Consider the following 15,351-nt stretch of genomic DNA (forward strand, 5'->3'; position numbering starts at 1 on the left):
CTCCTCGCCGCGCGATTGCGGTCCCGCGGCAGGACAGCGTCGAAGCCGACCATCCAAGAACAACGGGGCGATGTCCGTCACCTGCTGTCGGGCACGGAGAATGCGGGGATCCCCATGATGAAGAACATCGCACTGGCTGCGGGCCTCGTGCTCGCGCTCGCCGCCTGCCAGGGTGACACCCGATCCACGCGCCACCTGGTGCCGATCCCGCCCGCCACCATGGCGCTGATGGCCAGCAAGGGCATGTCGCCAAACGACCCGATCCTCATGCGGGCCTTCAAGAAGGAATCCGAGATCGAGGTCTGGAAACGCGGCTCCGACGGAAGGTACGCGCTGCTCAAGACCTACCCGATGTGCCGCTGGTCGGGCCAACTCGGCCCCAAGACGCGCGAGGGCGACCGCCAGGCGCCGGAGGGCTTCTACGCGGTCACACCCTCGCAGATGAACCCGAACTCCAGCTTCCATCTCTCGTTTGATCTCGGGTACCCGAACGCGTACGACCGCGCCCACGGCCGGACGGGATCGCACCTGATGGTCCACGGCTCGTGCTCGTCGAGCGGCTGCTTCGCCATGACGGACGAGGCCATCTCCGAGGTCTACTCGCTTGCCCGCGAGGCGTTTGCCAGCGGCCAGCGCAGCTTCCAGTTCCAGTCCTATCCGTTCCGCATGACCGCCGAGAACCTGGCCAGGCACCGCCTCGACCCGAACATCGCCTTCTGGAGGAACCTCAAGGAAGGCTCGGATTACTTCGAGCTCGCCAAGCAGGAGCCGCAGGTGTCCGTAGCCAACCAGCAGTATGCGTTCAGCGGCGACGCCTCGGTCATGGCGGCCGTCGCGCAGAAGCGGCAGAGCGATGACCAACAGGTCGCCGGGTTGGCGGCCAAGGGCGTGCAGCCGATCAAGCTCGTCTACGGCGACGGCGGACAGCACGAGAGCTTCCGGCAGGCGCTGACCGGGGAGGATGGTTCGCTTGCGGTCGGTGCCGGCGCCCGCAACCGCCTCGGCGACATCAGCAGGCCCGAGGCGCTGGCTGCCGGGCCGCAGGAGGTCGTCCTGACTGCGAACGGCAAACCGAGGCAAGGAGCGTCATCGACGCTCGCCTATACCTCGCAGAAGCCGCTCCGAGGCCGGATTCCCACTGGCGAACCCGTCAGGCAGGTTGCTCCAGCCACAGCAGCGCCTGTGCCGGCAGCCCAGGCGGGAGGCGGGAGTTCCATCCTCGAGCGCTTCCGGGGGCTGTTCGGCGGTTAAAGGCGTCGTAGCGATTACGGCGGCTAAACGATGGACCACTCCTCATCGGTGATCGTTACCGACGAAGGCGATCTCGTCAGCCTGATCGACTGCCACTGGGACGATGCGACTGTGCTCGCCAAGCTCAAGAAGGCTTTGCCCCTTTAGCGGTATGGAGACTGTGGCTGGTCGCTGCCCTGGTTGGGATGGGACTGGCGGGACCCGCGTTCACGTCAGGGGCGGCTCCGCTCCTGCTGGTAGGTGCGCTCGCGCTCGGGCCACGTGCTCTTGATGAAGGCGAGGATCGCCTGGATTTCCTGATCCGACAGTGCATTGCCGAACGCCGGCATGGCGCTCTCATAGTTGGGTACAACGGCCGACATGCCGAACTTGGTGATCCGGAACAGCTCTTCGTCGGAGTGGTGCCAGGTGTGCCCCGTCGCATCATGCGGCGGGGCCGGCATCAATCCGTTCGGCTTGGGGCTTTGCCAGTCAGGCTCACCCTGAAATCCGGCCCCATGGCAGGAGGCGCAGTAGGCCCCGTAGAGCTGTCGGCCCAAGGCAATCCGGGCAGAACTCTCGCCGTCCCACCGGAGCATCCACAGGAGCGCCGCGCCCACCAGAATCAGGCAGGTTGAGGGACCCAGGACAGTGGCGGTGTTTCTGTAGGCAGACATCAAGCTCATGGCCGGAGCCGTTCGGATCCCGGCGCTGTCTCCCATTGCACGGTGTTCACTCGGTGAAGGGCGGAGCCACCGCTCCGCCCCTCATGCAGCGCCCGGTCACCGCGTCCGGTTCATCTGCTCCTGCATCTGCCGCATCATGGCGGTCATCTCGGCCATCTGCCTTTGCATCTGCTCCATGTTGGACGCCATCTGCGCATTGCGCTGCATCATGGGGCAGCCGCCCTGCATCATGCCGCCCGTCATCATTCCACCCTGCTGGGCGGGGGCTTGGCCACCCGGATTCGCCTGACCGGTGCCGGGCTGCATTGGCCCCATGCCCTGCATCGGAGCCGCTGGCGCAGGCTCCGGGGCCGAGGGGGCCGGCGACGTCGCCTGAGCCAACGCAGCCGTGCCGGCCAGCGTCAGAAGGCCCGTAAGGGCTAGTGTCGGGAAGGTTCTCATCAGATGTCTCCCATTTGCAGTCGTTGCTGAGGTTGGAGCCCCCACCTTTGTCGAGGTCCCGCCGCCCTGTTCCTGCGGCTTGCCTCGATCTCAGCGGCGCAGGTACTTCACCAACGCCGCAGTCCCGAGGACGAGCAGGATGACGACAAGGAGCCAGAACAGGCCCATGCCCGCCATCATCCACCCCATACCGTCCGTCATGCCCATCATCAGATGTTACCTCACGAGTTCGATGCGCCGAAGCTGTTCCAGGTCCGGCCCTGGTCCGTGCTGGTCAGCACCCGGCCCTTGCCCGTGGCGGCGAACAGCCGGTCGGGATTGGCCGGATCGACAGCGAGATGCAGAAGGTAGCCGCCACCGAAATCATTGCCGAGTTCAGTCGGACCGAACGGCTCCTCCGCCGAGCGAACCAGCCCGCGGCCGATCACGAATGCGTAGAGCGTGCCGTCGGGCGTGACCTCCACGAGGCTAACCGGGGCTCCGTCAAGCTGCGACTTCCAGGTCTTGCCGGCATCTTTGCTGACCAGCAGGCCGTCTTCCGTCGCGGCATAAAGCGTATCCGCGTTCTTCGCGGAAGCGGCAAGGTCGATGAGCTTGTCAGGCGTGGGGCCGACCACCTTCCAAGTCTTGCCCGCGTCCCGGCTGATCTGAAGCCCTTTGAAGGAGCCGTAGATCGTGTTCGGGTTGGCGGGGCTGACCGTCATCTGGTGAAAGTCCACCGGGCCGTTCACGCCGGGCGACACCTGCGTCCAGGTCTTGCCCTGGTCAGCCGAGGCGATGAAGCCGAGGTTGCCGCCGGTCGCCGGGTGTCCGCTGGCGTAGAGCGTCCTCGGATCGCTCGGGTGCGGGTTGAAGCCCATGAAGTCCTGGGCCGCGGAGATCCGCTCCGCCTTGCCATCGGACCCTGCGCGGAACAGCCCGTGATGGGTGGCGATGAGCAGCCTGGACGGGTCCTGCCGATCCACGGCAAGGCCATGGATATGCGTGTGGCCCGGAAGCTTGGAAACCTCCAGGATCTCGGTGGCTTCCGAGCGGAGACTATAGCCGAGGGTGGCCAGCGTGAGCGCGGCGGCTCCGGCCAGGGCGAGCTTGTTGGGGATGATCGTCTTCATGTCTGAATCCTTGGAAACAAAGGGGCCGAGCCCTCGGGCTGGCCCAGGCGTTCACTGTTGGTTTTCGCGCTGAGAGGGCGTGGTCGAGCAGGACCGCCCTGGCATGCCCTTCATGCACAGGCCAAGGGCGCACATCGCCAGGCAGGGGGCCGCAGTGAGCAGCAACGGGGCGATGCCCGCGGCGACGAGCCAGGGCCAACCCATGACAAGGCTGCCGCCCAGGGCCACGGTGGCGCTGATCAGCACCAGGCCCCGTCGGCCTTGCAGCCAGGCCGGAACCCGTACGTCCGCCGGGCGCACCGGGGTCGTGGAGGGGGAAGACGTCTGCATCTCGTTCTCCTCAAATGTGGTCGGGATTGGGGACGCGCGGGTGCGCACGTCCGCGATGGCCGCAGCGGTCCTCGCGGAGCCGCGCGGCTTCAGCCGATCAGGATGCTTCGAGGAGGACGGGGATCGGGCAGGCGCGTCAGGCTGGAGCCGTCCCGGTCGGGGGACACCCCGAGCCGCGTTGCCGAGATCACGGGCGATCCCACGACAGCATGGGCGAGGGTCATGGCCGACCCTGCGCAGAACACCTTCGCGCAGGCCATCGGGACGGTTGCGTCACCGTGGCAACCGTCACAGTCTGCCGGCATCGGGTCCATGGCAGCCGAAACGGTCATGTCACGCCCGTTGTGGGCCATCGCCCCGTGAGGGACAGGCATCATCGTCCCGAGCACGAACGCCAGGGCGACAAGGAAGGCACACAGGGACCGGAGCAACGGCATGATCCAGACCTAGTGAGGGACTGGCGGATAGACAATTCACATCATCGTGTCGTCTCGGCGGGACTGGGGATCGTCCGGTCGAACAACTCCGTCATAGCTGCCAACTCGGGAAACGTGCTGAGCATGGCCCGGACCACCGGGATGAATAAGGACGGGAGTGCGGGCAGCCGTGGTGCGCGCACTCACTTGCCCAAGAGACCTGTTCTCATGTTCAGCCGCTCCGGACGATCGGTCCAGGATAAACTCCGAGGGGTCTTCCGCCAAACAAGCTGAGAGGCCGGTGCGCCCCGTGCCTCCCCACGGAGAGGGTGCGGTGGCGGACAAATCTCCCAATGGGTGTGAACCTGCTCACCCAACTGCCGTTGGCTGCCACAGGAGATCTCGATGGGCCACGCACACGCTCATGGACATGGCAGCGACAAGGACAGGTCGCAGGGGCGCGGCCGCCGCCTGCTGATCGCGCTCGCCCTCAACCTGGGGATCACGGTCGCCGAGGTGGTCGGCGGCGTCGTCTCCGGCTCGCTGGCGCTCCTGGCTGATGCCGCCCACAACTTCTCCGACGCGGCCTCCGTGCTCGTGTCCTACATCGCCTGGCGGATCTCGCGGCGCGAGGCCGACCGGCGCCGCACCTTCGGCTACGCCCGGGCCGAGACGGTCGGCGCGCTGATCAACCTGACCACGCTCTTCGTGATCGGGATCTATCTCGTCTACGAGGCGGCAAACCGGCTCTTCAATCCGGTGGAGGTGGCCGGCACCACCATGCTGGTCGTCGGCGTCATCGCCCTGGTCGAGGATCTCGCGGCCGCCTGGGTGCTGCGCAAGGACACCGGCAGCCTCAACGTCAAGAGCACATACCTCCACATGATCGCCGACGCCCTGGCCACCGTCGGCGTCATCGTGGGCGCCATCGTGATCATGGTCTGGGGCTCGGGCGTGAGCTGGATCGACCCGGCCATCACGGCCCTTATCGCGGTCTACATCTTCGTCCATGCCTCGCACGAGATCCGCGAGGCCATTGCCGTCCTGATGGACAGCGCGCCCAGGGATTTCGACTACGATGCCGTCGTGGCCGACCTGAAGGCCATGCCGGCCGTCGAAGACATTCACCACCTCCATGTCTGGCAGCCGGAGGAAGGCAAGGTGGCGCTCGAGGCGCATGTTGCCGTGTCGGAACCTGATCTGGGCGAGGTCACCGACATGACCGAACGTATGCGGCGCCGGCTGCACGAACGGCATGGGGTCGACCATGCCACGATCCAGGTCGAGCTGGCCGGGCGGGTGCGGCACGACACGAAGTTGATCCGGAACGAGTAGTGCCGATGCCGAATCATCGGGAGCGATGACGCGATGAACCCGTACCTCCAGGTCCTGGCACTGGCGCTGCTTCCCGCGCTCGGCAACTTCGCCGGAGGGGCGGTGGCGGAGTTGCTCAAGACCTCGCGACAGACGCTGAGCCGGGCCCTGCACGTGGCGGCGGGCATCGTGGTTGCGGTGGTCTCTACCGAGCTGATGCCGGAGGCCCTGGAGGGAGCCGCGCCCTGGCTCGTGGTTCTCGGCTTCTGCCTGGGAGGCGCGACCTTCATCCTGCTCGACTGGGGGATCGAACGCTTCAGTGGAGGGGAGGAGGTTTCCGGTCCCTGGATGGTCTATGCAGCGGTGTTCATCGACCTGTTCAGCGATGGCCTGATGATCGGAGTGGGTTCGGTCGTGTCCTTCAGCCTTGCCCTGGTGCTCGCCATCGGTCAGGTCACAGCGGACATCCCGGAGGGCTTCGCGACGATTGCCAACTTCCGCGACAAGGGCGTCAAGCGCAGCACCCGCCTGTTGCTGTCGGCCTCGTTCGTGATCGCGACCCTGCTCGGGGCGAGCATCGGCTACTGGCTTCTGCGCGACCAGAGTGAAAGTCTGAAGCTCACGGCGCTCGCCTTCACGGCTGGACTGCTGATCCTGGCTGCCATCGAGGAGATGCTGGGCGAGGCCCACGAGGCGGCAGATGACACCCGCTACACGGCCGCCTTCTTCATCGGCGGCTTCGCCCTGTTCACCCTTGTGGCCTCCTACTTCGAAGCGTGAGCGGTGAGCGAGACCGACATCCCATTCTACGCCGCCGTCGCCCTTGCCGGGCTGGCCTTCGTGGCCGTCGACCTGGCGGATCGGTGTTTCCCCTGGTTGCGGCGCGGCCTGCCTCTGCCGATCACGGCAGGATTGCTGGCGGCTCTCGTCCTGCTGATCCCGCGCGCCTTCGGCCTGCCGGTGCGCGTGCCGCACCAGGGCGTCCCGGTTGATTTCCTGATTGCGCTGCTGACCACCAACATGGGCCTGCACCTCACCCCCAAGGTGCTGCGGAAGGGGCTGCCCGTGCTCCCGCTGTTCCTCGCAGCGGGCTTTTGCCTCTACTGGCTCCAGCTTCTGGCCGTGCTGCCGCTGGCGCTCCTCACGGCCCATCCCCTGGAGACGGCGATCGTCACGGGACCACTGGCCTTTGTCGGCGCCCCTTACAACCTCAACCCGCCCGCGCAGGTGCCGCCGATCGCAGATCTTCTCCGTCCCGCTTACCCCGATCCCGAGACCATAGCCCAGGGCATGATGATGGTCGGCATCATTCTCGGGCCGCTGTTGGCGTCCTGGTGCGGCTCGCGGTTCTTCCGGCGCGCTGGTCAGGAGCCGCCCCAACCGCCTGCCCAACACCAGCGGACGCCGGATGTCCCCTTGAGCGCCTTCGGGCAGCGCGAGACGCACGTGCTTGCGCTGATTCTCATCCTGGTCGCCCTAGCATTCGGCATTCAGCAGATTCTTCTGGCAGCCGTTCCGGGCCTCGAGCCCGATCACCTGCCGGTGATCGTGATCTCGTACCTTCTGGGTGGACTGACGCGGTTCTCCGTCGAGAAGGTTCTGGGACCGGATCGCTTCCCCGAGGCTGCCCTGACCGTGCTCCTGCTCGGCCCGACGATGAGCTTCGTCCTCACCTACGCGATCATGAGCATCCCCTTACATAAGACCATGGCCATCACGCCCTTGATGGGACTAGCGGGCGTGATGGCCGTTCTGAGCAGCGCAGCCTTTGGGTGGCTCCTGTTCCCAATTTTCGCGAAAGCGGCGGGCCGTTACTATGGTGCGGTGATCGCCACGGCCTTCATTGCGGTCACCACGGGTTGGGGACCGGTGGCGATGTCTTTCCTGCGCCGCTCGACAGACGAGCGAGGGGAAGTCGAGCCCATGCCGGCTATCCTGCCTCTGAACGCCTTTTTCATCTTTCCCTGGATGGTGATCCTCACGACCGAGTACGTATTCGCGGTATTCGGACCGGGCTGAGGGCTGCTGCCCGCTGGCTGGTGTCCGGCACGCAGCACAGGCCGCGGAGTACTGGGCAGCCAAGGCCGGGGTTCTAGTTACCCTTGGGTGCCGTTGCCCGGAGCACCGGACAGCCGACGGCACGGGAGGAAATGATGAAGCAACTCGTCAGTGCCGCGGCCCTGCTGGCTGCCGCAAGCAGTTCCGTGTACGCCCAGAACACCTTACCCCAGACCAACGACCCTTACTTCCGGTCGGCCCAGTCCGCGCTCCAGGAGCGTCTGAAGCTCACGCCCAACACCAACCGCGCCAAGAACGTCATCCTGTTCGTCGGTGACGGCATGGGTATCTCCACCATCACGGCCGGCCGGATCTATGAGGGCCAGAAGCGCGGCGTGGACGGGGAGTCGAACATCCTCGGGATGGAGAAGCTTCCCCATGCCGCCCTGTCGAAAACCTACACACACGACGCCCAGGTCGCCGACTCCGCCCCGACGGCCGTGGCCATGGTGACCGGCGTGAAGACGCGCAACGACATCATCGGCCTGAACAGCGAAGCCGAGGTCGGTGATTGTGCCGGATCCAAGGGCAAGGAGGTCCTGAGCCTGGCCGCCATGGCCGAGCGCGCGGGGCTCGCCACCGGCGTGGTCAGCACCGCCCGGATTACCCATGCCACGCCCGCGGCCATGTATGCGCACTCCGCCAACCGTGATTGGGAGGGCGACGCCAACATGCCTCCGGAGGCGATCTCAGCAGGCTGCAAGGACATCGCCCAGCAGCTCGTGGCTTGGCCGTACGGCGACGGGTTCGAGGTGATCTTCGGCGGCGGCCGCGACCGCTTCCTGCCCGAGTCCGTGAACGATCCCGAAGACACTGACAAGAAGGGCTCGCGCAAGGACAGCCGCAACCTCGTCGAGGAATGGCAGAACCGCTATTCGAACAGCAGCGCCTTCGTGTGGAACGAGGAGCAGTTCAAAAAGCTGGACGCCAACACGCCGCACGTGCTCGGTCTCTTTGAGCGCTCGCACATGCGCTACGAGGCCGACCGCACGAAGGACAACGGCGGCGAGCCTGCCCTGGCCGAGATGACGGTAAAGGCTATCGACATCCTGAACCAGGACCCGGACGGCTATTTCCTCATGGTCGAGGGCGGGCGCATCGATCACAGCCACCACGACGGCAATGCCTATCGTTCGCTGGAGGATCTGGTCGCCTTCGATAATGCCGTCAAGGCGGCACTGGAGAAGGTGAATCTGGAGGACACTCTGGTGATCGTCACGGCCGACCACAGCCACGTATTCACCATCGCCGGCTACCCCAAGCGCAACAACCCGATCCTGGCGACGGTGGTCGAGGTGGACGGCAAGCCCAAGCTCGGCAAGGACGGCAAGCCGTACACGACGCTGGGCTATGCCAATGGTCCCGGCGCCGTGAAGGAGGGTGAGCCGCGTCCCCAGCCGGTCGACACCACCGCGCCCGATTACAAGCAGCAGTCGTTGGTTCCCCTCGACAGCGAAACCCATGGCGGCGAGGACGTGGCGATCCTCGCAGGCGGTCCATGGGCGCATCTGTTCGACGGGGTGGTAGAGCAGAACTACATCTACCACGTCATTGATCATGCGACGAAGCTGGGCGAGCGCTCAGGCCTTCGTGCGGCCGCTCAGTAGAACTCCTGAGAACTCTTGGCGGGGGCGCCGTTATGACGGAGGCGTACGAGGTGGCGGGCGATGCACGCTACACGGCCCGCCCTCTTCATCGGCGGCCTCGCCCCGTTCACGCTTGTGGCGTCCTACTTCGAGGCACGAGTGACCAGGCAGGCTCCTTCTCGCGCCCTTACTGGTTCGCCGTCATGGTCGGCGACGTGCGGCCGCCGAGCGAGGCCCAGGCCATGCCCTCCTCGCCCTCGCGCTTGATGTAGACGTAGCCCGTCTTGTGCCAGGGCAGGATGGTATTGCGCTTGTTGTCGAGAATGAAGTCGCCGCGGCTGGTGCGCACCATCATCACCGCGTGGCCCGCGCCATCCTCGTCGATGACCACGGTCATGCGCAACGCCCGGCGCGGGAAGCCCGCCTCGACCAGTTTCCTGCGCTTGACGAGCTGGTAGTCCTCGCAGTCGCCATAGCCGTCCTCGGCGAAGTCCCAGATGTCCTCGACGCCCCAGTGGTCCTTGTCGGTCTTGGCCTTGATGGCCGCGTTCACCTGCTGGTTGACGCGGTTGAGGGTCTGCCAATCCTTCGCCGTCAGGTTCATCGTGGCGGGCTCGGAGGGGTCGACCGTGCACTCGGCCGGGTTCTGCCCGCAGAAGCGGATCCAGCCCGGGATCGGCTTCGCGGTGCCGACCCTGACAACGGGCTGGGAGACGCCCGGCAGGATGCTTCCGGTCTGGGTCTGCGCCTGCGTGGCTGCGGCGGTGACGGTCAGGATGAGGGAGGCGGCGAAACGGAATATGGTCCTGGCAAAAGGCCGAACGTTCAGAAGCCCGAGGAAAGGTTGCCGCATTGCCCCACCGCTGTCCCGTTAAGGTTTCGTTCATCAAACCTGACACAGCGGATCCGGCGACCTCAAGGCGAAAGTTAAACGAGAGTTAACAGGTCGCACCCAGGTTCGTTCCGGGGATTCGTCACCCGTGGCCTGCGCGCAATGTCGCGGCGGTGATCTCCAGGCGGCCGCTGACATCATCGAATGTCAGGGCGTAATGAACGTCGGCGCTGTCCCGATGGGCCTCTCCGGTGGTGAGGGCGGCGTCGCCCAGGTCAAAGAGCACCTCACCGCGCCTGTCCGCCGACATCCGGGGATCGTAGGCGACCATGGTCGCCCCGAGCACGGTCAGGGTGTCGTCGATGAGCTTTGCAGCCGCCTCGTCGTCGCCCTGGCGGAACGTGGCCGCCACCATGATCCGCTCCGTGCCGGGACGATCCTCCGGGCCCGTGACCTCGACGTCAACCAGACGCGCGGCGAAGTGGCAGCGCGTTGCGTCCGTGCAGGAGACCTGCCGGATGCGCAGGTCTGTGCCGACCTGTTGCAGCGCCGCGTTGACCGCTTCCGCGTACTTCGACGGCGGAGCATCGAACGGTTCGGCCGTCGCTTGCGAGACAAGGGCGAACGTCGGGATGAAAAGGGCAAGGATTGGTCGCATGGCAGCTCCGAGAGTTGTCGATCCCCAGCCCGGGCATCATGGCGGACGAATGGTTCACCATTCCTGTCCGAGTCGGCCGTTCCGGCAAGAGGGAGCAGGGCCCGCAATGTCCCTGCGGGACTGCGTCGCTTCACCTCCCCCTGGAATCACAGGCTCGTGATGGTGCCGAGCTTCCCAATTCCGGGGGGCTGTGAGAGGTTCGCGCCATGAACCCCTGGCCCGCGATCACACGTCTGCTCGGGATCCTTGCGATCCTTGCGCTCGTGCTTGCCCCCATCACCGTCCCTGCGGTGGCCGGCGAGCTGGTCGCGTCCATGGCGGCTGACACGGGAACGGTTCGCGCTCCCGTAGCCCATGACATGGCGAGGGCCGACGTGCAGTGCTGCGTGCCGACCCGGCCATCCAAGCCCGATGGCCCCAAAGCCTGCCCGCTCGCGGCCTTGTGCCATGCCAAGATCCTCCAGGATGCTTCAGCCGCCGGCGCGGTGGTGCGCTGGTACAGCCCGGCACACGCCCTGCTGCCCGGGGACGACGCCACCCTGGACACGCTGGCCCTGGCCCCGCCCTCCCGGCCCCCGCAAGCCTGAAGGGCACCGCCGGCGCAAGCGCCCGGGAGACGCGCGGCCGCCGTTGACCTTGGGACAATCCATGGTGCCGTCCCTCCGGGCCTCTCCCTTTCAGGGTGCTCCTTCGAGCAGGACCAAGACGGCCGCACCACCTTTCCCCGAATACGATGATGCCCCCTGTTGAAGGGGTGAGAGACACCCAGATGACTAAGCGACTTCTCATTGCCCTGCTCTTCGCCGTGGCTGCCGGCAGCATGCCAAGTGCGATGGCTCAGTCCCCTGAAACCTTCCGTGCCGGCACCATCGTGGTGGAGGCGCCCTGGTCCCGCGCCACGCCCGGTGGCGCCAAGGTGGGCAGCGGCTACATGCGGATCACGAACACCGGCTCCGAGCCCGACCGTCTGGTCGGCGGCTCCACCGTCGTGGCCGAACGCTTCGAGGTGCATCGCTCCACGGTCGCCGACGGCGTCGCCCGCATGGAGCCCGTCACCGGGGGCCTGGAGATCGCCCCGGGACAGACGGTGGAGCTGAAGCCAGGCGCCCTGCATGCCATGCTGGTCAACCTGCGCGAGCCCCTGAAGCCCGGCGAGACGGTGAAGGGCATGCTCGTGTTTGAGAAGGCCGGCGTGCTCAAGGTCGAGTACCAGGTCGGCGGGATCGGGGCGCAGACGCCCCCCGCCGCGGCCAACCCGCACCAGAACCACTGAGGTGACGGGATGATGGCTCTCAGGATCATTCGCTGGACGGCATGGGCGTTGGTGGCCGTGGCGATCTTCGTCGTGAGCGGGATCGCGGTCGGCTGGTTCAGGACGGAGTGGCTCGGCCAGTCACCACCCGGTGCGGTGACGGGCACGGGCGTGCCGGCCGTCGGTGGCCCGTTCTCGCTGGTGAACCATCGCGGCGAACGCGTCACGCAGGACACCTTCAAGGGCAAGCCGACGGCCTACTTCTTCGGCTTCACCCACTGCCCCGAGGTGTGCCCGACGACCCTGTTCGAGATGAGCCAGCATCTCAAGGACCTCGGGCCCGACGCCGACCGCCTCAACGCCGTCTTCGTGACCGTCGACCCGGAGCGGGACACGCCCGAGCTGCTGAAGACCTACATGGAAAGCTTCGATCCCCGCATCGTGGCGCTCACCGGCACGCCGGAGGAGATGGCGGCCGCGGCCAAGGCCTTCCGCGTCGGTTACCAGAAGGTGCCGACCGGGGGCGGTGACTACACGATGGAGCACAACTCCTCTGTCATCGTGACCGACGCCAAGGGCGATCTCGTCACCCTCATCGACTATCACGAGGAACAGGCCAGCGCGCTTGCCAAGCTGCGTCGGGCACTCCGAGCATAGGAACCGGGCGCGACAGCCCCTCGAGACAGCTTCCTTGCAAGTTTGGGAGAATCGAATGGATCGCATGAACCCGGCAATCGCCGGTCATGACATCGCCGGAACCTCCGGTGCGGCCCCGGCCTCCGGTCGCGCCGCGTGGGCGCGCCTGTTCGCCGCCTGGATCATCGCGCTCGCCGCGACCGGCGGGGCCCTGTTCATCGGCGAGGTCATGGGGCAGGCGCCGTGCAATCTGTGCTGGCACCAGCGCGTGTTCATGTTCCCGCTCGCCGTCATCCTCGCCGTGGCGACCTTCCGTGAGGACACTGGCGTCTGGCGTTACGCCTTGCCCATCGCCGCGCTCGGCGGCCTCGTCGCGGCCTTCCACTCGCTGCTCTACGCCGGGATCATCCCCGAGGCCATCAAGCCGTGCGCGGCGACGGGCCCGTCCTGCTCCGGCGCCGACACGACCATCCTGGGGCTTCCGCTCCCCTACCTGTCGCTCGCGGCCTTCACCGCCATTGCCGCTCTTCTCATCCCTGCCAGCCGAAGGAAATCCAATGTCTAAGCGCGTCCTCGTCGCCCTGACGGCCCTGTTCGTGGTGGTCGCCTTCGCCGGCGGCGTCTTCCTTTACGACCGCCAGGGCAGGGAAACCGCTCCTGCCGCTGCCGTCAATGCCAGCTCCCTCGTGCGGGCGCACTCGCCAGTCATCGGCCCGCCGGAGGCCCCGGTCACCATCGTGGAGTTCTTCGATCCGATGTGCGAGGCCTGCCGGGCCTTCTACCCCTTCGTGAAGCAGATCCTCGCGGACTACCCGAAGGACGTGCGCCTGGTCCTGCGGTACACCCCGTTCCATGAAGGGGCCGACACCGCCGTCAGGATCCTGGAGACCGCCCGCACGCAGGGAAGGTTCGAGCCGGTTCTCGAGGTCCTGATGGAACAGCAACCGGTGTGGGCCGCCCATGGCGCCCCCGACCTAGACAAGGCATGGGGCTTCGCCAAGGTCGCCGGCCTCCAGGTGCAGCGCGCCCAGGCCGAGGCCTCCTCGCCCGAGATCACCAGAGTCCTGGAGCAGGACATCGCCGACGTGAAGGCCAACAACGTCCAGCAGACGCCAACCTTCTTCGTCAACGGCAAGCCCCTCACCAACTTCGGTCCGCAGCAGCTTCGCGACCTGGTGCAGAAAGAGGTCGAGCAGGCCCGCAAGGGGTCATGAGTCGCTCCGACCGGGATCCCGTCGCTTGTCCTGAAACCGATTTCGGCCGTCGCCGCATTGCCGTCGGCGGCGGGATAGACTGAAGACCCCATGCTCAGCGTCTCCCTCCCGGCCGCCATGCTCGGCGGCCTCATCAGCTTCCTGAGTCCCTGCGTCCTGCCGCTGGTGCCGCCCTACCTGTCGTTCCTGGCCGGCACGACCTTCGACCGGCTGAACGCGGGCGACGGCGCCGTCCGGCGGCGGGCCATGGTGGCCGCGCTCCTGTTCGTGGCCGGGTTCTCGACGGTGTTCGTGCTGCTCGGCGCCACCGCCTCGGCTCTGGGCCAGGTGATCCGGCAGTACCTCGATGTCCTGAGCACCGTGGCGGGCCTCTCCATCATCGTGATGGGCCTGCACTTCCTGGGCGTCTTCCGGATCGGGCTGTTCTACCGGGAAGCCCGGCTCAGCGTGACCAAGCCCGTCGGGCTCTGGGGTGCCTATGTGATGGGTCTTGCCTTCGCCTTCGGCTGGACACCCTGCATCGGCCCGGTGCTCGCCGCCATCCTGACGGTCGCGGGCTCCGAAACCAGCGTCCCGCAGGGGGCCCTGCTGCTCGCCGCCTATTCGGCGGGTCTCGGCATCCCGTTCCTGCTTGCCGCTTTCGCGATGAAGCCCTTCGTGGCGCTGCTGAAGCGCATGCGATCCCGCTTCGGCGTCATCGAGAAGGTCATGGGCGTGTTGCTCGTGCTGACGGGCATCGCGTTTCTCACCGGCTGGATCACCAACATGTCCTTCTGGCTGCTGGAGACGTTCCCGGTGCTCGGCACGCTGGGGTAACGGATGCGGCGATCCTACAGGCCCGGTCCCTTGGCGGCGCCGAGGATCGGACCGGGCCGGCCGTCCCGGTCCTGCTGGAGCACGACCGCGTACGCGTCGGCCCCCTGCACCCGCGCGGTGTCGAGCGGCGTCGTGAAGCGGGCAGCCGCACCGGACCAGGAGCCGAGGCGGTGCAGCCCGCGCACGACGTTCACGTAGGTTTCCGTCCGGCCCGCGTTCTCCCCGCGATGGATCGGCACCTCGCCATTCCTGAGGACGGGCAGCAGCCAGGCAGTCGCCTCCCCGGCGCCGGCCCCGACCTCCACGACGATCATGCCGTCCTCCTCCCGCACGTCGACCGGAACCGGGAGGGGGATGCGTCCGGCGGATGCCTGCTCGATCGTCTTCGTGACCTTCTCCCGGGCGGATCCGAGGCTCGACCGGGCGCCGTTGACGATCATCTCCGGCGTGTAGACCTGGCGGTTGCTCCGGGCGTGCGCATAGCCCTTCTGCCGTTCGGTGAACCGCGGATCGGCCAGGGTGTCCTTCCAGCCCAGGTAGTCCCAGTAGTTCACGGGCAGGCTCAGCACCACGAGGCCCGGGTCGCGGTTCAGTTCCGTCATGAGCTCGTTCGCGGGGCGGCAGGCCGAGCAGCCCTGGCTGACGAAGAGCTCGAGGACCGCGTGCGGCTCAGGCGAGGCCGCGGCGGTCCCGGCCACGAGGACGGAGGCGAAGGGGAGGAGGCGGAGCCAGGATCTCAGGCGATCTCTCATGCCGCCACTCAACACGCC

Annotated in this window: 19 protein-coding genes; 11 read left to right on the plus strand and 8 right to left on the minus strand. The window is 66.7% G+C overall.

The annotated features are described in order from the left end of the window. Window positions 1-114: 114 nt before the first annotated feature. Window positions 115-1,251: a L,D-transpeptidase family protein gene (locus ACFOYU_RS05675; protein ID WP_377032803.1), complete on the plus strand. Its 1,137-nt coding sequence runs from the start codon at window positions 115-117 to the stop codon at window positions 1,249-1,251. A 212-nt stretch (window positions 1,252-1,463) separates the two neighbouring features. Here the strand turns inward: ACFOYU_RS05675 and ACFOYU_RS05680 are convergent, their stop codons facing one another. The 5 genes from ACFOYU_RS05680 to ACFOYU_RS05700 form a co-directional block, all read right to left on the minus strand. Beyond that, window positions 1,464-1,907, minus strand: coding sequence for a c-type cytochrome (locus ACFOYU_RS05680; protein WP_377032804.1), 444 nt, complete (start codon window positions 1,905-1,907; stop codon window positions 1,464-1,466). Between the two features lie 105 nt (window positions 1,908-2,012). Beyond that, window positions 2,013-2,357, minus strand: a complete 345-nt coding sequence (locus ACFOYU_RS05685; RefSeq protein ID WP_377032805.1) for a hypothetical protein — start codon at window positions 2,355-2,357, stop codon at window positions 2,013-2,015. 221 nt (window positions 2,358-2,578) lie between these two features. Further along, window positions 2,579-3,469: a F510_1955 family glycosylhydrolase gene (locus tag ACFOYU_RS05690; RefSeq protein WP_377032806.1), complete on the minus strand. Its 891-nt coding sequence runs from the start codon at window positions 3,467-3,469 to the stop codon at window positions 2,579-2,581. Between the two features lie 51 nt (window positions 3,470-3,520). Next, entirely contained in the window at window positions 3,521-3,799 is a 279-nt protein-coding gene (locus ACFOYU_RS05695; protein WP_377032807.1) for a hypothetical protein, read from the minus strand. 89 nt (window positions 3,800-3,888) lie between these two features. Beyond that, window positions 3,889-4,236: a hypothetical protein gene (locus tag ACFOYU_RS05700; protein WP_377032808.1), complete on the minus strand. Its 348-nt coding sequence runs from the start codon at window positions 4,234-4,236 to the stop codon at window positions 3,889-3,891. A gap of 384 nt (window positions 4,237-4,620) precedes the next feature. Between ACFOYU_RS05700 and ACFOYU_RS05705 the strand changes: the two genes are divergently transcribed. From ACFOYU_RS05705 to ACFOYU_RS05720, 4 genes are all read left to right on the plus strand, one after another. Beyond that, a complete protein-coding gene (locus ACFOYU_RS05705; RefSeq protein ID WP_377032809.1) occupies window positions 4,621-5,550 on the plus strand; it encodes a cation diffusion facilitator family transporter in 930 nt (309 codons plus the stop codon). Between the two features lie 33 nt (window positions 5,551-5,583). Then, window positions 5,584-6,309, plus strand: coding sequence for a ZIP family metal transporter (locus ACFOYU_RS05710; protein ID WP_377032810.1), 726 nt, complete (start codon window positions 5,584-5,586; stop codon window positions 6,307-6,309). 3 nt (window positions 6,310-6,312) lie between these two features. Further along, on the plus strand, window positions 6,313-7,548 hold the full coding sequence (locus ACFOYU_RS05715) for a sodium/glutamate symporter (RefSeq protein ID WP_377032811.1): 1,236 nt from the start codon (window positions 6,313-6,315) through the stop codon (window positions 7,546-7,548). Window positions 7,549-7,679: 131 nt separating this feature from the next. Beyond that, window positions 7,680-9,194 (plus strand): alkaline phosphatase, encoded by a 1,515-nt coding sequence (locus tag ACFOYU_RS05720; RefSeq protein ID WP_377032812.1) that lies wholly within the window; start codon window positions 7,680-7,682, stop codon window positions 9,192-9,194. 166 nt (window positions 9,195-9,360) lie between these two features. Here ACFOYU_RS05720 and ACFOYU_RS05725 read toward each other — a convergent pair whose 3' ends face one another. Together ACFOYU_RS05725 and ACFOYU_RS05730 are read right to left on the minus strand one after the other, a co-directional pair. Then, a complete protein-coding gene (locus tag ACFOYU_RS05725) occupies window positions 9,361-10,026 on the minus strand; it encodes a transglutaminase-like cysteine peptidase (RefSeq protein ID WP_377032813.1) in 666 nt (221 codons plus the stop codon). Window positions 10,027-10,147: 121 nt separating this feature from the next. After that, entirely contained in the window at window positions 10,148-10,663 is a 516-nt protein-coding gene (locus tag ACFOYU_RS05730) for a hypothetical protein (RefSeq protein ID WP_377032814.1), read from the minus strand. Window positions 10,664-10,869: 206 nt separating this feature from the next. Between ACFOYU_RS05730 and ACFOYU_RS05735 the strand changes: the two genes are divergently transcribed. The 6 genes from ACFOYU_RS05735 (at window position 10,870) to ACFOYU_RS05760 (ending at window position 14,581) form a co-directional block, all read left to right on the plus strand. Further along, window positions 10,870-11,250, plus strand: a complete 381-nt coding sequence (locus ACFOYU_RS05735; protein WP_377032815.1) for a hypothetical protein — start codon at window positions 10,870-10,872, stop codon at window positions 11,248-11,250. 182 nt (window positions 11,251-11,432) lie between these two features. Then, the gene (locus tag ACFOYU_RS05740; protein ID WP_377032816.1) at window positions 11,433-11,936 is read left to right on the plus strand and encodes a copper chaperone PCu(A)C; all 504 of its coding nucleotides are present in this window, start codon (window positions 11,433-11,435) and stop codon (window positions 11,934-11,936) included. Window positions 11,937-11,945: 9 nt separating this feature from the next. Continuing rightward, on the plus strand, window positions 11,946-12,572 hold the full coding sequence (locus ACFOYU_RS05745) for an SCO family protein (RefSeq protein WP_377032817.1): 627 nt from the start codon (window positions 11,946-11,948) through the stop codon (window positions 12,570-12,572). A gap of 55 nt (window positions 12,573-12,627) precedes the next feature. Then, entirely contained in the window at window positions 12,628-13,116 is a 489-nt protein-coding gene (locus tag ACFOYU_RS05750) for a disulfide bond formation protein B (RefSeq protein ID WP_377032818.1), read from the plus strand. Then, complete coding sequence (locus tag ACFOYU_RS05755; RefSeq protein ID WP_377032819.1) at window positions 13,109-13,765, plus strand: DsbA family protein; 657 nt, start codon at window positions 13,109-13,111, stop codon at window positions 13,763-13,765. Before ACFOYU_RS05750 ends, ACFOYU_RS05755 begins: the two co-directional genes overlap by 8 nt. A 90-nt stretch (window positions 13,766-13,855) precedes the next feature. After that, complete coding sequence (locus tag ACFOYU_RS05760; protein WP_377032820.1) at window positions 13,856-14,581, plus strand: cytochrome c biogenesis CcdA family protein; 726 nt, start codon at window positions 13,856-13,858, stop codon at window positions 14,579-14,581. 14 nt (window positions 14,582-14,595) lie between these two features. On the opposite strand, the gene ACFOYU_RS05765 is transcribed toward ACFOYU_RS05760, so the two are convergent. Continuing rightward, the gene (locus ACFOYU_RS05765) at window positions 14,596-15,333 is read right to left on the minus strand and encodes a DUF1223 domain-containing protein (protein ID WP_377032821.1); all 738 of its coding nucleotides are present in this window, start codon (window positions 15,331-15,333) and stop codon (window positions 14,596-14,598) included. Window positions 15,334-15,351: the final 18 nt, after the last annotated feature.

The organism is Microvirga sp. GCM10011540 (assembly GCF_042650665.1).
GTDB classification, from domain to species: Bacteria; Pseudomonadota; Alphaproteobacteria; order Rhizobiales; family Beijerinckiaceae; genus Microvirga; species Microvirga lenta.

Bases quoted from the DNA above. Each gene is read 5' to 3' on its own strand.
- ACFOYU_RS05700 (WP_377032808.1), bottom strand. From the start codon at position 4,236: ATGCCGTTGCTCCGGTCCCTGTGTGCCTTCCTTGTCGCCCTGGCGTTC.
- ACFOYU_RS05680 (WP_377032804.1), bottom strand. From the start codon at position 1,907: ATGTCTGCCTACAGAAACACCGCCACTGTCCTGGGTCCCTCAACCTGC.
- ACFOYU_RS05725 (WP_377032813.1), bottom strand. From the start codon at position 10,026: ATGCGGCAACCTTTCCTCGGGCTTCTGAACGTTCGGCCTTTTGCCAGG.
- ACFOYU_RS05710 (WP_377032810.1), top strand. From the start codon at position 5,584: ATGAACCCGTACCTCCAGGTCCTGGCACTGGCGCTGCTTCCCGCGCTC.
- ACFOYU_RS05730 (WP_377032814.1), bottom strand. From the start codon at position 10,663: ATGCGACCAATCCTTGCCCTTTTCATCCCGACGTTCGCCCTTGTCTCG.
- ACFOYU_RS05690 (WP_377032806.1), bottom strand. From the start codon at position 3,469: ATGAAGACGATCATCCCCAACAAGCTCGCCCTGGCCGGAGCCGCCGCG.
- ACFOYU_RS05705 (WP_377032809.1), top strand. From the start codon at position 4,621: ATGGGCCACGCACACGCTCATGGACATGGCAGCGACAAGGACAGGTCG.
- ACFOYU_RS05745 (WP_377032817.1), top strand. From the start codon at position 11,946: ATGATGGCTCTCAGGATCATTCGCTGGACGGCATGGGCGTTGGTGGCC.
- ACFOYU_RS05675 (WP_377032803.1), top strand. From the start codon at position 115: ATGATGAAGAACATCGCACTGGCTGCGGGCCTCGTGCTCGCGCTCGCC.
- ACFOYU_RS05750 (WP_377032818.1), top strand. From the start codon at position 12,628: ATGGATCGCATGAACCCGGCAATCGCCGGTCATGACATCGCCGGAACC.
- ACFOYU_RS05720 (WP_377032812.1), top strand. From the start codon at position 7,680: ATGATGAAGCAACTCGTCAGTGCCGCGGCCCTGCTGGCTGCCGCAAGC.
- ACFOYU_RS05695 (WP_377032807.1), bottom strand. From the start codon at position 3,799: ATGCAGACGTCTTCCCCCTCCACGACCCCGGTGCGCCCGGCGGACGTA.
- ACFOYU_RS05740 (WP_377032816.1), top strand. From the start codon at position 11,433: ATGACTAAGCGACTTCTCATTGCCCTGCTCTTCGCCGTGGCTGCCGGC.
- ACFOYU_RS05735 (WP_377032815.1), top strand. From the start codon at position 10,870: ATGAACCCCTGGCCCGCGATCACACGTCTGCTCGGGATCCTTGCGATC.
- ACFOYU_RS05760 (WP_377032820.1), top strand. From the start codon at position 13,856: ATGCTCAGCGTCTCCCTCCCGGCCGCCATGCTCGGCGGCCTCATCAGC.
- ACFOYU_RS05765 (WP_377032821.1), bottom strand. From the start codon at position 15,333: ATGAGAGATCGCCTGAGATCCTGGCTCCGCCTCCTCCCCTTCGCCTCC.
- ACFOYU_RS05755 (WP_377032819.1), top strand. From the start codon at position 13,109: ATGTCTAAGCGCGTCCTCGTCGCCCTGACGGCCCTGTTCGTGGTGGTC.
- ACFOYU_RS05685 (WP_377032805.1), bottom strand. From the start codon at position 2,357: ATGAGAACCTTCCCGACACTAGCCCTTACGGGCCTTCTGACGCTGGCC.